The sequence below is a fragment of the Pseudomonas sp. KT_2_4 genome, from assembly GCF_041410225.1.
Taxonomy (GTDB): Bacteria; Pseudomonadota; Gammaproteobacteria; order Pseudomonadales; family Pseudomonadaceae; genus Aquipseudomonas; species Aquipseudomonas paracarnis.
Genome location: NZ_CP166962.1, coordinates 3,220,200 through 3,233,792 on the forward strand (window position 1 = coordinate 3,220,200; position 13,593 = coordinate 3,233,792).

Here is a 13,593-nt window from a genome sequence, read left to right on the forward strand (position 1 = left end):
CTTGGCCTAGACTGACCCGCATCTGCTGCCCTTCGCTTTTAAGGCCTCTTGCATGTCCGATCCTCGCTATCAGATAGACGTCAGCGTCGTCACCCGCTTCCTGGCGGACCAGTCGCAACCCGAACATAACCGCTTCGCCTTTGCCTACACCATTACAGTGAAGAACAACGGGCTGGTGCCGGCCAAGCTGCTGTCGCGCCACTGGGTCATCACCGATGGCGACGGCCAGGTCGAGGAAGTGCGCGGGGCAGGCGTTGTCGGCCAGCAACCGTTGATCGACAGCGGCGCCAGCCACACTTATAGCAGCGGCACGGTAATGACCTCCAAGGTCGGCACCATGCAAGGCTCGTATCAAATGAAGGCCACCGACGGCCAACTGTTCGATGCAATCATCAAGCCCTTCCGCCTGGCTGTGCCAGGAGCCCTGCACTGATGGCAACGTACGCGGTCGGCGACCTGCAAGGCTGCCTGGACCCTCTCAAGCGCCTGCTGGAGCGCGTAGCCTTCGACCCGGCAAATGATCGCTTGTGGTTGGTGGGAGACTTGGTTAACCGGGGCCCACAGTCCCTGGAAACCCTGCGCTACCTCTATGGCCTGCGTGATTCCTTGGTATGCGTGCTGGGCAACCATGACCTGCATCTGCTTGCGGCCGGCAACAATATCGAGCGCCTCAAAAAAGGCGACACCCTGCGGGAAATTCTCGAAGCCCCAGACCGCGCTCAACTGCTCGACTGGCTGCGCCGGCAAAAACTCATGCACTACGACGAGGATCGCAACATGGCCTTGGTGCATGCCGGTATCCCGCCGCAGTGGACGCTGAAAAAAGCCCTCAAGTGCGCCGCCGAAGTTGAAAGTGCATTGGCTGATGACAACCTGTACACCGCTTACCTCGACGGCATGTACGGCAACGACCCAGTGAAGTGGGACAACGACCTCACCGGCGTGGCCCGCCTGCGAGTCATCACCAACTACTTCACGCGGATGCGCTTCTGCACGGCCGAAGGCAAACTGGACCTCAAAAGCAAGGAAGGCGCCGACACCGCCCTGCCCGGCTACAAGCCCTGGTTCGCCTACAAGGAACGCAAGACCCGAGACACAAAGATCATCTTTGGCCACTGGGCCGCGCTGGAAGGCAAGTGCGATGAACCCGGCGTGTTCGCCCTCGACACCGGTTGCGTGTGGGGCGGTGCCATGACCCTGATGAACATCGACACGGGCAAGCGCCTCGACTGCCAGTGCGAATCGCCCCTTTCCATTACCCTGCCGGCCACCGCCAAGCAATAGGAGCCCGCCATGACCGAATTCAAACGTATCCCTCCCCAAGAAGCACAGACCCTGCGCGAGCAAGGTGCCGTAGTCGTCGACATCCGCGACCAGCCTACTTATGCCGCCGCTCACATCACCGGCGCCCAGCACTTGGACAACGTCAACATCGCCGACTTCATCCGCGCCGCCGACCTCGATGCACCGCTGATCGTCGCCTGCTACCACGGCAATTCCAGCCAGAGTGCAGCCGCGTATCTGATCAGCCAGGGTTTCTCTGACGTCTACAGCCTGGACGGCGGGTTTGAGCTGTGGCGTACGACCTATCCCGCGGAAATTTCCTCGGGCGATTCGCAATAATTTTTTTCACACCCCGCTACCCCGCGTGACGCTTGGGCTTGCGCCGTTTCTGACGAACGGCGCGGCTAAACTAATTGCGCATCGCGCCTTGACCTCCCGGATTCCGAACTATCCTTAAGCGCAGGCCATCCGAATCAGGGGAGAGCCGGTACACCGGCGTACGGGTCATCGGTAGCGTTTCAGGGTGTTCTGGGGGGAAAACAGCCATTGGCGTGCGTCAATGACTGCCAGCATCGACTGATTGATCCGGCGTCGGCTCCACGTATCGAGCGAGGTGACGACGTCATGAGTATCTTTAGCCACTTCCAACAACGCTTCGCGTCCACACAGCAGGAAGAACTCACGCTTCAGGAGTATCTCGAGCTGTGCAAACAGGACCGCAGCACCTACGCTTCTGCCGCCGAACGCTTGCTATTGGCGATTGGCGAGCCAGAACTGGTGGAAACCGCCAATAATTCGCGCCTGTCGCGGATATTTTCCAACAAGGTGATCCGCCGCTATCCGGCCTTTGAAGACTTCCATGGGATGGAAGAATGCATCGACCAGATCGTTTCCTACTTCCGCCATGCCGCCCAAGGCCTGGAAGAGAAGAAGCAGATCCTCTATTTGCTCGGCCCGGTCGGCGGCGGCAAATCGTCCCTGGCGGAAAAGCTCAAGCAATTGATCGAGAAGGTGCCCTTCTATGCGATCAAGGGCTCGCCCGTCTTCGAGTCGCCCCTGGGCCTGTTCAACGCCACGGAAGATGGCGCGATCCTCGAGGAAGACTTCGGTATCCCGCGGCGCTACCTCAACACCATCATGTCGCCCTGGGCCACCAAGCGCCTGGCCGAGTTCGGCGGTGATATCAGCCAGTTCCGGGTGGTGAAACTCTACCCGTCGATCCTCAACCAGATCGGCGTGGCCAAGACCGAACCCGGCGATGAAAACAATCAGGACATTTCGGCACTGGTGGGCAAGGTCGATATCCGCAAACTGGAAGAGTTTCCGCAGAACGATGCCGATGCCTACAGCTATTCGGGCGCATTGTGCCGGGCCAACCAGGGCCTGATGGAGTTCGTGGAGATGTTCAAGGCACCGATCAAGGTGCTGCACCCACTGCTCACCGCTACCCAGGAAGGTAACTACAACAGTACCGAAGGCCTGGGGGCGATTCCATTTACCGGGATCTTGCTGGCTCACTCCAACGAATCGGAATGGCATACCTTCCGCAATAACAAGAACAACGAAGCCTTCATCGACCGGATCTATATCGTCAAGGTGCCGTACTGCCTGCGGGTCAGTGACGAAATCAAGATTTACGACAAACTGCTGTTCAACAGCTCCCTGGCCAAGGCCCATTGCGCCCCCGACACCTTGAAAATGCTTGCCCAGTTCACCGTACTGTCGCGCCTCAAGGAGCCGGAGAACTCCAATATCTATTCGAAGATGCGCGTCTACGACGGCGAAAACCTCAAGGACACCGATCCCAAGGCTAAGTCGATCCAGGAATACCGTGATACAGCCGGTGTGGACGAGGGCATGAACGGTCTGTCGACGCGCTTTGCGTTCAAGATCTTGTCCAAGGTCTTCAACTTCGATCCCCACGAGATTGCCGCCAACCCGGTGCACTTGCTCTATGTGCTGGAACAACAGATTGAACAGGAGCAATTCCAGGCCGAAACTCGTGAGCGCTACCTGCGCTTCCTCAAGGAATACCTGGCGCCGCGCTACATCGAGTTCATCGGCAAGGAAATCCAGACCGCTTACCTGGAGTCCTACAGCGAATACGGCCAGAACATTTTCGACCGCTACGTCCTGTACGCCGATTTCTGGATCCAGGATCAGGAATACCGCGACCCGGAAACCGGCGAAATCCTCAATCGCGTGGCCCTCAACGAAGAATTGGAAAAAATCGAGAAACCCGCCGGCATCAGCAATCCGAAGGACTTCCGCAACGAAATCGTCAATTTCGTACTGCGCGCCCGTGCCAACAACAACGGCAAGAACCCCACTTGGCTCAGCTACGAGAAGCTGCGGGTGGTCATCGAGAAGAAAATGTTCTCCAACACCGAGGACCTGCTGCCCGTCATCAGCTTCAACGCCAAGGCCAGCAAGGAGGATCAGCAAAAACACAACGACTTCGTCACACGCATGGTCGAGCGAGGCTACACCGACAAACAGGTACGACTGCTCTCCGAGTGGTACCTGCGGGTTCGCAAATCGCAGTAAGGCAGCGGCAAGCGCGCACTGCCAGGCATCCGGCCTGGCAGTTGACCGCTTGTCTCTAAGCTTCCAGCCCGCGGCTTGAAGCTTGTAACGTGAAGCTGCCCGGAGGGCTCCCCATGAGCTATGTGATCGACCGACGCCTCAATGGCAAGAACAAGAGCACGGTAAACCGCCAGCGTTTCCTGCGGCGTTACCGTGACCACATCAAAAAGGCGGTAGAAGAGGCCGTCAGCCGCCGTTCCATCACCGACATGGAGCATGGCGAACAAATCAGCATTCCCGGACGGGACATCGACGAACCGGTACTTCACCATGGCCGCGGCGGCAAACAGACCGTGGTGCACCCGGGTAACAAGGAATTCACCACTGGCGAACATATCCAGCGCCCACAAGGCGGTGGCGGCGGCAAAGGCCCGGGCAAAGCCGGCAACTCTGGCGAAGGCATGGATGAATTCGTATTCCAGATCACTCAGGAAGAATTCCTCGAATTCATGTTCGAAGACCTCGAACTGCCCAACCTCGTCAAACGCAACCTGACCGGCACCGATACCTTCAAGACCGTACGTGCAGGGATCAGCAACGAGGGCAACCCGTCGCGCATCAACATCATCCGCACCCTGCGTTCAGCCCACGCACGGCGTATCGCCCTCTCCGGCAGCAGCCGCGCCAAACTCAAGCAGGCCAAGGAAGAGTTGGCACGCTTGAAGCGCGAAGAACCGGATAACTTCGGCGATATCCAGGAAATCGAGGCGGAAATCGAAAAACTCAGCGCGCGCATCCACCGCGTGCCGTTCCTCGATACCTTTGACTTGAAATACAACCTGCTGGTCAAGCAACCCAACCCCAGCTCCAAGGCGGTGATGTTCTGCCTGATGGACGTTTCCGGCTCCATGACCCAGGCCACCAAGGACATCGCCAAGCGCTTCTTTATCCTGCTGTACCTGTTCCTGAAACGGAACTACGACAAGATTGACGTAGTGTTCATCCGCCATCACACCAGCGCGCGAGAGGTGGACGAAGAGGAGTTTTTCTACTCGCGGGAAACTGGCGGCACCATTGTTTCCAGCGCACTGAAGCTGATGCAGGAGATCATGGCCGAGCGCTACCCCGCCAACGAGTGGAACATCTACGCCGCCCAAGCCTCTGACGGCGACAACTGGAACGACGACTCGCCGATCTGCCGGGACATTTTGATCAACCAGATCATGCCGTTCGTGCAGTACTACACTTACGTCGAAATCACCCCCCGTGAGCACCAGGCCCTGTGGTTCGAATACGAGCGCATCGGCGAAGCCTTTGCCGACACGTTCGCCCAGCAGCAACTGGTCTCGGCCGGCGATATCTACCCGGTCTTCCGTGAACTCTTCCAGCGCAGGTTAGTGACATGACCGCCAAAAAAGAGAACAAGCGCCAACCCATTTCCACCGGTTCCGAGTGGACCTTCGAACTGATCCAGGCCTATGACCGGGAAATCAGCCGTATCGCGGCGGGTTATGCCTTGGACACCTATCCCAATCAGATAGAAGTCATCACCGCTGAACAGATGATGGATGCCTATGCCTCGGTGGGCATGCCCCTGGGCTATCACCATTGGTCCTACGGGAAACACTTTCTCAGTACCGAGAAGTCCTACACACGCGGCCAGATGGGCCTGGCCTACGAGATCGTGATCAACTCCGACCCGTGCATCGCGTACCTGATGGAAGAAAACACCATCTGCATGCAGGCGCTGGTAGTGGCCCATGCCTGCTATGGGCATAACAGTTTCTTCAAGGGCAACTACCTGTTTCGCACCTGGACCGATGCCAGTTCGATCATTGATTACCTGGTGTTCGCCAAGCAATACATCATGCAGTGCGAGGAGCGCCACGGTATCGATGCGGTGGAAGACCTGTTGGACTCCTGCCACGCGCTGATGAATTATGGGGTCGATCGCTATAAGCGTCCCTATCCTATTTCCGCCGAAGAGGAACGCCTGCGCCAGAAGGAGCGCGAGGAGCACCTGCAGAAACAGATCAACGACCTGTGGCGCACCATCCCCAAGCGCGCCGACAAGAACAGCGACAAGGACAATGCCCGCTTCCCCGCCGAACCGCAGGAAAACATCCTGTATTTCCTCGAAAAGCACGCACCGCTGCTGGAGCCCTGGCAGCGCGAAATCGTGCGTATCGTGCGCAAGATCGCGCAATATTTTTATCCCCAGCGCCAAACCCAAGTAATGAACGAAGGCTGGGCAACCTTCTGGCATTACACCCTGATGAACGACCTGTACGACGAAGGCCTGGTCACTGACGGCTTCATGATGGAGTTCCTCACGTCCCATACGAGCGTGGTCTTCCAGCCAGGCTTCGACAGCCCGTACTACAACGGCATCAACCCCTATGCACTGGGTTTTGCCATGTACCGCGATATCCGCCGCATGTGCGAGCACCCCACGGAGGAAGACCGCCGCTGGTTCCCGGAAATCGCCGGCAGCGACTGGCTATCGACCATCAAGTTCGCCATGAGCAGCTTCAAGGATGAGAGTTTTATCCTGCAGTACCTGTCGCCTCAGGTGATCCGCGACCTCAAGTTGTTCAGCATCCTGGACGACGACCTCAAGGATGACCTGGTGGTGCCTGCCATCCACGACGAACCCGGCTACCGCATCATTCGCGAAACCCTGGCCGCGCAATACAACCTGGGTAACCGCGAGCCTAACGTTCAGATCTACAGCATTGATGTGCGTGGCGACCGTTCGCTGACCCTGCGTCACCAGCAACACGACCGCAAACCCTTGGGCGAATCCACTGAGGAAGTGCTCAAGCACCTGCATCGGCTCTGGGGTTTTGATATTCATTTGGAAACCCTGCAGGGCGACCAAGTGATGAAGACCCACCATGTACCACCGCGCAGCGATCATAACGACAACGACTATGGCCGCCTGGACATGGCCGTCGTGCATCTCTGAAACAGCAAAGCCTCCATTGGCCAGGCTCAGGCGTTATCCTGTGCCGCTAATGGAGGCTTTTTCATGAAAATCTACAAAGTCGGCGGCGCCGTGCGTGATCGCCTTCTGGGCATCGAGGTCACCGATATAGACCGCGTCGTCGTTGGCGCGACGGCTGAAGAGATGCTCGCCAAGGGTTATAAACCGGTGGGCGCCGATTTTCCGGTGTTTCTCGATCCGAAAAACGGTGACGAATACGCCCTCGCTCGCACCGAACGCAAGAATGGCCGGGGTTACGGTGGCTTTATATTCCATGCGAGCCCCGACGTTACGCTGGAAGAAGACCTGATCCGGCGTGACCTGACCATCAATGCCATGGCGGAGGATGACGAGGGTAACCTGACTGATCCTTATCAGGGACAACGTGATCTTGAAGCGCGTCTTTTACGGCATGTTTCTCCCGCGTTCGCCGAAGATCCCCTCCGCGTACTACGCGTTGCGCGTTTCGCCGCGCGCTATGCGCCTCTCGGCTTCACAGTCGCCCCTGAGACCCTCGAATTAATGCGCCAACTCAGTGAGTCCGGCGAGTTGGAGGCCCTTACCCCCGAGCGCAGTTGGAAGGAAATCTCACGGGCGCTGATGGAAGATCAACCCCAGGTATTTATCCAAGTACTGCGTGACTGCGACGCACTGAAAACCTTGATGCCGGAGGTGGATGCGCTGTTCGGCGTGCCGCAGCCCGCAGCTCACCACCCGGAAATAGACACCGGCTTGCATACCTTGAGCGTGCTGCAGCAAGCAGCCCTGCACAAGCAACCGCTGAGCGTGCGCTGGGCCTGCCTGCTGCACGACCTGGGCAAAGGCCTGACGCCTGTGGATAAGTTGCCGCAGCACATTGCCCACGAACATCGCGGCTTGAAGCTGATCAAAGCGGTGAACGAGCGTTTCAAGGTGCCGAGGGATTGCCAGGAGTTGGCCTTGCTGGTGGGGCAATATCATACTCACGGGCATCGCGCGCTTGAACTCAAGGCCTCGACATTGCTGGAGTTGCTGCAAAGCTTCGACGTGTACCGTCGGCCGCAACGCTTTGAAGAGTTCGTGGCGGCCTGCGAAATGGACGCTCGTGGCCGCGAGGGTTTTGAGCAACGCAGTTATCCACAGGCCGATTATTTGCGCGGAGCGGCAAAGGTGGCACGCGAAGTGCCGGTCGCGCCGCTGCTAGAAAAGGGTTTCAAAGGCCCCGAACTGGGCGAGGCGCTCAAGCGCGAACGGCTCAAGGCGCTTAAAGCCTACAAAGAACAGCAAAAGCCCTTGTAGGAGCGAGCTTGCTCGCGAAGAACCTCAACGATGACGCAGCGCCCTCAGGTTTTTCGCGAGCACGCTCGGCTCCTACAAAAGAGCTTGTGGCGTGAGTGGCTGACCCTGCCACTCGAACGCCACAGGCGCCAATACCTGATCAATTTGCGCGTCTCGCCACAACTCGGCCATTGTCTTGCCCGCCTCCGGGTGCAGACGCTCCGGCGCCATCATCGACAGCGGCCACAACACAAAGGCGTTTTTCAGAATTTCGGCTCGCGGCAAGATCAAGCCATCGAAATTGCCCACCCAATCGCCATACAACAACACATCGATATCCAGCGGCAGGCCTTTGCGGTCGGGCGCGTAGCGGCCGTTGTCGGCCTCGATGGATTTCAACCGGCGATCGAGTTCCATCAACGGCAGGTCGGTATAAGCCGACACCACCAGATTGAAAAACGGCCCACTTTTGATCCCCACCGGCTGGCTTTCGAACACCGCCGAACAGCGCATATCCGTCAAGAAGCCCGCCAACGCATCCAAGCCGGCGCATAGACGAGCCTCGCGGTCGATATTGCTGCCAAGCCCGAGGTAAACCTGAGTCAACGACATCCGCGCTCGATCTCCACGCCCACGCCCTTGGCAGCCGGTACCGCGCCGGGCTTGGTCAACTTGAGGTGCAGCCAGGGAATCTGGAACTCACTCATCAGCACTTCGGCCAGACGCTCGGCAAAGGTTTCCACCAGTTGGTACTGGGAATGCTCGGCAAAGGCCTGGATACGCGCAGACACCCTGGCGTAATCCAGTGCCAGGGTCAGGTCGTCACCTGCCGCAGCTGGGCGATTATCCCAGGCGAAGCTCAGGTCCAGGCGCAGGCATTGCCGGATTCCGCGCTCCCAGTCGTAAGCCCCGATCACGGTGTCGACTTCCAGGCCTTCGATAAACACTCTGTCCAAGCACTTTTCTCCGCAGCACGACAAGGGCGCGATGCCCCGTTAGAATCAGGGCGTCCTCGCCCGGAATAGTTAGCATGTTTTGGTCACTGGCGATTTTCGCCTACCTGCTCGGCTCGCTGTCCTTCGCCATTTTGCTCAGCCGCTTGACGGGAAATCCCGATCCGCGAATGAGTGGCTCAGGCAATGCCGGCGCCACCAATATGTTGCGCCTGGCCGGCAAGAAACTCGCCGTCCTGACCTTGCTGGGCGACGTCTGCAAGGGCCTGCTGCCCGTGCTCATCGCCAGCCTCGTCGGCCTTAGCTTGCAACAGCAAGCCTGGGTGGGCCTGTGTGCCGTCCTGGGCCACCTGTTCCCGTTGTACTTCCGCTTTCGCGGCGGCAAGGGCGTCGCCACGGCGGCCGGCATGCTGCTGGGCATTTACCCCCCTGCGGCGTTACTGGCCATGCTCGCCTGGCTGCTGACGTTCTACCTGACCCGCACCAGCTCGCTGGCCGCGCTGATTGCCACGCCGCTGACCCTGCCGCTGCTGGCCTGGCAGGAACCAGAAGCGCTGCTACCGATGAGCGTGCTGACACTGCTGATCGTCTGGCGCCACCGCGGCAATCTACGCGACCTGTTTGCCGGGCGCGAACGGCATTTTTAAATACCCCGCCTGGACCCGGTGCCCTTGAACCTTACAACGGCGGCAATTGCTCCATCGGCCAGCGCGCCTGCACGCTGATCGCCAGACTTTCGTGCTGCCCGGCCTGCAAGCGCTGGCAACCGGCGTAGGCAATCATCGCGCCGTTGTCAGTGCAGAACTCAGGGCGTGCGTAAAACACGTTGCCATTCATGTCGCCGAGCATTTTTTCCAGGGAACTGCGCAACGCCTTGTTGGCGCTGACGCCGCCTGCGATCACCAGCCGCTTCATGCCCGCCTGTTTCAGGGCGCGCTTGCACTTGATGGTCAAAGTCTCCACCACAGCCTGCTGGAACGCCAGCGCGATGTCGCAACGGGCTTGCTGGCCGTCGTCCCCGGCGCTGACGCTCTGCTGCCAGGTGTTCAAGGCAGAGGTTTTCAAACCGCTGAAACTGAACATCAAGCCAGGACGATCACACATCGGCCGCGGGAAGGTGTAGCGACCGGCAACGCCGTTCTCGGCAAGACGGGCGATTTCCGGCCCCCCCGGATAATTAAGCCCCATCATCTTCGCGGTTTTGTCGAACGCTTCACCGGCGGCATCGTCCAGCGACTCGCCCAACAGTGTGTATTGACCGATCCCATCCACCTGAACCAGCTGCGTATGCCCGCCCGAAACCAACAAAGCGACGAACGGGAACTCCGGCGGTGTTTTTTCCAGCATGGGCGCCAATAAGTGGCCTTCCATATGGTGCACACCAAGAGCAGGAATACCCCAGGCAAAGGCCAGCGCCTGGGCGCAAGAGGCCCCAACCAGCAGGGCTCCGACCAATCCGGGCCCTGCCGTATAGGCGATGGCATCGATCTCGGTTGCCACACAACCGGCCTCATCCAGCACCTGGCGGATCAATGGCAGCATGCGCTTGACGTGATCGCGGCTGGCAAGCTCCGGCACCACGCCGCCATAGGCGCGATGCAGGTCGATCTGACTGAACAGTGCATCGGCCAAAAGCCCGCGTTCACTGTCGTATAGTGCGACTCCGGTTTCGTCGCAGGAGGTTTCAAGTCCCAGTACTAGCATGGGTTTGCGCCTTGTAGAGGCTGAATTCGAAGGCGCGCATAATAGTCGCCACTCCCCCTCCCGACTAGCGGTTTTCGATCAGAGGCTTTGCATTCCGGGCAATGAGGGGTTAACATCCGCAACCCTTAAAAACCGACGACCTCAGCCGCGAATTTTTTGCGACGAGAACGTTGATTCCCGGTAATGAAAGAAGGTAGCTCTGGATGCCAGCCGTCAAAGTAAAAGAGAACGAACCCTTCGACGTAGCTCTGCGTCGTTTCAAGCGCTCCTGCGAAAAAGCCGGTGTTCTGGCTGAAGTTCGTAGCCGCGAATTTTATGAGAAGCCAACTTCTGAGCGTAAGCGCAAAGCAGCAGCCGCTGTTAAGCGTCACGCTAAGAAAGTTCAGCGCGAACAGCGCCGCGCCGTTCGTCTGTACTAATACACAGACGTTCGTAGCAAGCTTCTGCCAAGCCCGGCCCTCAGCCGGGCTGTTGGCATTTGCGGATATCGCTTGATGCTTCACCGTCGACGCCGCACACGCGACCGAGACACTGCTTCACACGTCAGGGCTGGCTCTTTTGCCAGCGGTGCACGTCTCTTCTGACGAGCCTAACAAGGCTACTGACGAGCACACCTATTCTTCAAACAGACGATCAACCGTGTCGGCTGTGCCCATCGATGCGTTTCCGAGGCTGCCATTGGCCAAGACCGGACGCCCGGGCAACATTTCCATGCCGAAGACTGATCAGAAACTACCCTCAGTGAATATTCGGCAGATACACTTCCTGATGACCCATGCAGACGATGATGATCGAGCCCCCTATACGTGCGCTTGAACACCTCACGGGTCCTCATTTACACGCAGTGATGACGAGAACGCCATGGCCGGGCTGATTCCCCAGAGCTTTATTGACGACCTTCTGAACCGCACCGACATCGTCGATGTTGTCAGCTCACGCGTACAGCTGAAAAAAGCCGGCAAAAACTACACCGCCTGCTGCCCGTTCCATAAAGAAAAAACCCCATCCTTCAGCGTCAGCCCCGACAAGCAGTTCTATTACTGCTTCGGTTGCGGGGCGGGCGGGAATGCCCTGGGTTTCCTGATGGACCACGACAACCTGGACTTCCCCCAGGCTGTCGAGGACTTGGCTAAAGCCGCAGGAATGGAAGTGCCCCGCGAAGAAAGTGGCCGCCCGCACAAACCCCGGCAACCCACCGATTCGCCGCTGTACCCGCTGCTTACCGCTGCCGCCGATTTTTACCGCCAGGCACTCAAGAGCCATCCGCAGCGCAAGGCCGCTGTCGACTACCTCAAAGGCCGCGGCCTCACCGGCGAAATCGCTCGGGACTTCGGTCTCGGCTTCGCTCCGCCGGGCTGGGACAATCTGTATAAACACCTGAGCAGCGACACCCTCCAGCAAAAGGCCATGATCGATGCCGGCCTGCTGGTGGAAAACGCCGAGACCGGCAAGCGCTATGACCGCTTCCGCGACCGGGTGATGTTCCCAATCCGCGACAGCCGTGGCCGCATCATCGCCTTCGGCGGCCGTGTACTCGGGGACGACAAGCCCAAGTACCTGAACTCTCCGGAGACCCCGGTGTTCCACAAGGGCCAGGAACTCTACGGCCTGTTCGAGGCGCGCAAGAACAACCGCAACCTCGACGAAATCATCGTGGTTGAGGGTTATATGGACGTGATCGCCCTGGCCCAACAAGGCCTGCGCAACGCGGTCGCGACCCTCGGCACCGCCACCAGCGAAGAACATCTGAAGCGCCTGTTCCGTGTCGTGCCCAGCGTGCTGTTTTGCTTCGACGGCGACCAGGCTGGCCGCAACGCCGCCTGGCGCGCGCTCGAAGCCACGCTGTCGAGCCTGCAGGATGGGCGTCGCGCACGCTTCCTGTTCCTGCCCGAAGGCGAAGACCCGGACACGCTGGTGCGCTCGGAAGGTACCGATGCGTTCCGTGCACGCATCAATCAACATGCACAGCCGCTGGCGGATTATTTTTTCCAGCAACTGACCGAAGAAGCCGACCCGCGCTCCCTGGAGGGCAAGGCCCATATGGCCACCCTTGCGGCGCCGCTGATCGACAAAGTCCCCGGCGCCAATTTGCGCACACTGATGCGCCAGCGCCTGCTGGAGATCACCGGTTTGAGCGGTGAAGCCGTCAGCCAGCTGGTGCACAGCGCCCCGCAAGAGGCGCCGCCAGCCTACGACCCCGGCATGGATTACGACGCCATGCCGGACTACGCTGACTTTCACCAACCTCAGGAGGCCTTCGCGCCCCAGCAGGAATGGACGCCAAAGAAGCCCGGCGCAGGTGGCAAGAAGTGGGATAAAAAGCCGTGGAGCAAAAACGGCAAGCGCGGTGATCGCGATGAAGCCTACGCGCCACGCACGCCCGTAGCGGTGGAAGCCCCCACACTGATTGCACTGCGCACACTGATTCACCACCCACAATTGGCCGGCAAGGTTGAAAGTGCCGACCACTTTGCCAACGAGAGCAATACCTATGCTCAGGTGCTTATTGCACTGATCGAAGCCGTGCAGAAAAACCCTAAGCTAAACTCAATCCAGTTGATGGCTCGCTGGCATGGCACGGAACAGGGCCGTTTATTGCGGGCACTGGCGGAAAAGGAGTGGCTAATTGACGGCGACAACCTTGAACAACAGTTTTTAGACACCATTAATAGGTTATCCGCGGGTCAACACACTCAGACCCTCGACGAACTTATCAAGAGAGCAAGGCAGCCGGGATTATCGGCTGAAGAGCAAATTCAGATAGCAAAACAGATGCGCGACCTCTTAAAACAGAATGTTTACGCATCAAACCCGACCTCAGCTGGCGTGTGAGGTCATAGCTCGGGTATAATCCTCGGCTTGTTTTTTGCCCGCCAAGACCTT

The 13,593-nt window shown here is 58.8% G+C and carries 13 protein-coding genes; 10 read left to right on the top strand and 3 right to left on the bottom strand.

The features are described from left to right. Positions 1 to 52 precede the first annotated feature (52 nt). The 7 genes from apaG (at position 53) to AB9N64_RS15010 (ending at position 8,074) form a co-directional block, all read left to right on the top strand. Positions 53 to 433: a Co2+/Mg2+ efflux protein ApaG gene (gene apaG / locus AB9N64_RS14980; protein WP_003194726.1), complete on the top strand. Its 381-nt coding sequence runs from the start codon at positions 53 to 55 to the stop codon at positions 431 to 433. Then, on the top strand, positions 433 to 1,284 hold the full coding sequence (locus AB9N64_RS14985; protein ID WP_014720182.1) for a symmetrical bis(5'-nucleosyl)-tetraphosphatase: 852 nt from the start codon (positions 433 to 435) through the stop codon (positions 1,282 to 1,284). The genes apaG and AB9N64_RS14985 overlap by 1 nt, the downstream gene beginning before the upstream one ends. 9 nt (positions 1,285 to 1,293) lie before the next feature. Continuing rightward, a complete protein-coding gene (gene glpE, locus AB9N64_RS14990; protein WP_014720183.1) occupies positions 1,294 to 1,623 on the top strand; it encodes a thiosulfate sulfurtransferase GlpE in 330 nt (109 codons plus the stop codon). A gap of 285 nt (positions 1,624 to 1,908) precedes the next feature. Next, positions 1,909 to 3,831 (top strand): PrkA family serine protein kinase, encoded by a 1,923-nt coding sequence (locus tag AB9N64_RS14995; RefSeq protein ID WP_003194732.1) that lies wholly within the window; start codon positions 1,909 to 1,911, stop codon positions 3,829 to 3,831. Between the two features lie 113 nt (positions 3,832 to 3,944). After that, positions 3,945 to 5,216 (top strand): YeaH/YhbH family protein, encoded by a 1,272-nt coding sequence (locus AB9N64_RS15000; RefSeq protein ID WP_003194735.1) that lies wholly within the window; start codon positions 3,945 to 3,947, stop codon positions 5,214 to 5,216. Then, on the top strand, positions 5,213 to 6,778 hold the full coding sequence (locus AB9N64_RS15005) for a SpoVR family protein (protein ID WP_003194736.1): 1,566 nt from the start codon (positions 5,213 to 5,215) through the stop codon (positions 6,776 to 6,778). The genes AB9N64_RS15000 and AB9N64_RS15005 overlap by 4 nt, the downstream gene beginning before the upstream one ends. Before the next feature lie 63 nt (positions 6,779 to 6,841). Next, positions 6,842 to 8,074 carry a multifunctional CCA addition/repair protein gene (locus tag AB9N64_RS15010; RefSeq protein WP_019817356.1) on the top strand — a complete coding sequence of 411 codons (1,233 nt, stop codon included), beginning with the start codon at positions 6,842 to 6,844 and terminating at the stop codon, positions 8,072 to 8,074. A 72-nt stretch (positions 8,075 to 8,146) separates the two neighbouring features. On the opposite strand, the gene folK is transcribed toward AB9N64_RS15010, so the two are convergent. Next, positions 8,147 to 8,665, bottom strand: coding sequence for a 2-amino-4-hydroxy-6-hydroxymethyldihydropteridine diphosphokinase (folK, locus tag AB9N64_RS15015; protein ID WP_014720185.1), 519 nt, complete (start codon positions 8,663 to 8,665; stop codon positions 8,147 to 8,149). Next, positions 8,656 to 9,009, bottom strand: a complete 354-nt coding sequence (gene folB, locus AB9N64_RS15020) for a dihydroneopterin aldolase (protein ID WP_014720186.1) — start codon at positions 9,007 to 9,009, stop codon at positions 8,656 to 8,658. Before folB ends, folK begins: the two co-directional genes overlap by 10 nt. A gap of 74 nt (positions 9,010 to 9,083) precedes the next feature. Between folB and plsY the strand changes: the two genes are divergently transcribed. Then, positions 9,084 to 9,653 (top strand): glycerol-3-phosphate 1-O-acyltransferase PlsY, encoded by a 570-nt coding sequence (gene plsY, locus AB9N64_RS15025; protein WP_014720187.1) that lies wholly within the window; start codon positions 9,084 to 9,086, stop codon positions 9,651 to 9,653. Between the two features lie 31 nt (positions 9,654 to 9,684). Here plsY and tsaD read toward each other — a convergent pair whose 3' ends face one another. After that, complete coding sequence (gene tsaD / locus AB9N64_RS15030; protein ID WP_003194748.1) at positions 9,685 to 10,710, bottom strand: tRNA (adenosine(37)-N6)-threonylcarbamoyltransferase complex transferase subunit TsaD; 1,026 nt, start codon at positions 10,708 to 10,710, stop codon at positions 9,685 to 9,687. Between the two features lie 203 nt (positions 10,711 to 10,913). On the opposite strand from tsaD, the gene rpsU reads away from it, so the two are divergent. Both rpsU and dnaG read left to right on the top strand, forming a co-directional pair. Then, positions 10,914 to 11,129, top strand: a complete 216-nt coding sequence (gene rpsU, locus AB9N64_RS15035; protein WP_002551877.1) for a 30S ribosomal protein S21 — start codon at positions 10,914 to 10,916, stop codon at positions 11,127 to 11,129. Between the two features lie 442 nt (positions 11,130 to 11,571). Further along, positions 11,572 to 13,542: a DNA primase gene (gene dnaG, locus AB9N64_RS15040; RefSeq protein ID WP_014720188.1), complete on the top strand. Its 1,971-nt coding sequence runs from the start codon at positions 11,572 to 11,574 to the stop codon at positions 13,540 to 13,542. The last annotated feature ends 51 nt before the right edge of the window (positions 13,543 to 13,593 follow it).

Excerpts from the sequence above, each read along its gene's own strand:
- AB9N64_RS15010 (WP_019817356.1), top strand. The coding sequence starts at position 6,842 with ATGAAAATCTACAAAGTCGGCGGCGCCGTGCGTGATCGCCTTCTGGGC.
- rpsU (WP_002551877.1), top strand. The coding sequence starts at position 10,914 with ATGCCAGCCGTCAAAGTAAAAGAGAACGAACCCTTCGACGTAGCTCTG.
- plsY (WP_014720187.1), top strand. The coding sequence starts at position 9,084 with ATGTTTTGGTCACTGGCGATTTTCGCCTACCTGCTCGGCTCGCTGTCC.
- AB9N64_RS15000 (WP_003194735.1), top strand. The coding sequence starts at position 3,945 with ATGAGCTATGTGATCGACCGACGCCTCAATGGCAAGAACAAGAGCACG.
- folK (WP_014720185.1), bottom strand. The coding sequence starts at position 8,665 with ATGTCGTTGACTCAGGTTTACCTCGGGCTTGGCAGCAATATCGACCGC.
- dnaG (WP_014720188.1), top strand. The coding sequence starts at position 11,572 with ATGGCCGGGCTGATTCCCCAGAGCTTTATTGACGACCTTCTGAACCGC.
- apaG (WP_003194726.1), top strand. The coding sequence starts at position 53 with ATGTCCGATCCTCGCTATCAGATAGACGTCAGCGTCGTCACCCGCTTC.
- glpE (WP_014720183.1), top strand. The coding sequence starts at position 1,294 with ATGACCGAATTCAAACGTATCCCTCCCCAAGAAGCACAGACCCTGCGC.
- tsaD (WP_003194748.1), bottom strand. The coding sequence starts at position 10,710 with ATGCTAGTACTGGGACTTGAAACCTCCTGCGACGAAACCGGAGTCGCA.
- AB9N64_RS14995 (WP_003194732.1), top strand. The coding sequence starts at position 1,909 with ATGAGTATCTTTAGCCACTTCCAACAACGCTTCGCGTCCACACAGCAG.
- AB9N64_RS15005 (WP_003194736.1), top strand. The coding sequence starts at position 5,213 with ATGACCGCCAAAAAAGAGAACAAGCGCCAACCCATTTCCACCGGTTCC.
- AB9N64_RS14985 (WP_014720182.1), top strand. The coding sequence starts at position 433 with ATGGCAACGTACGCGGTCGGCGACCTGCAAGGCTGCCTGGACCCTCTC.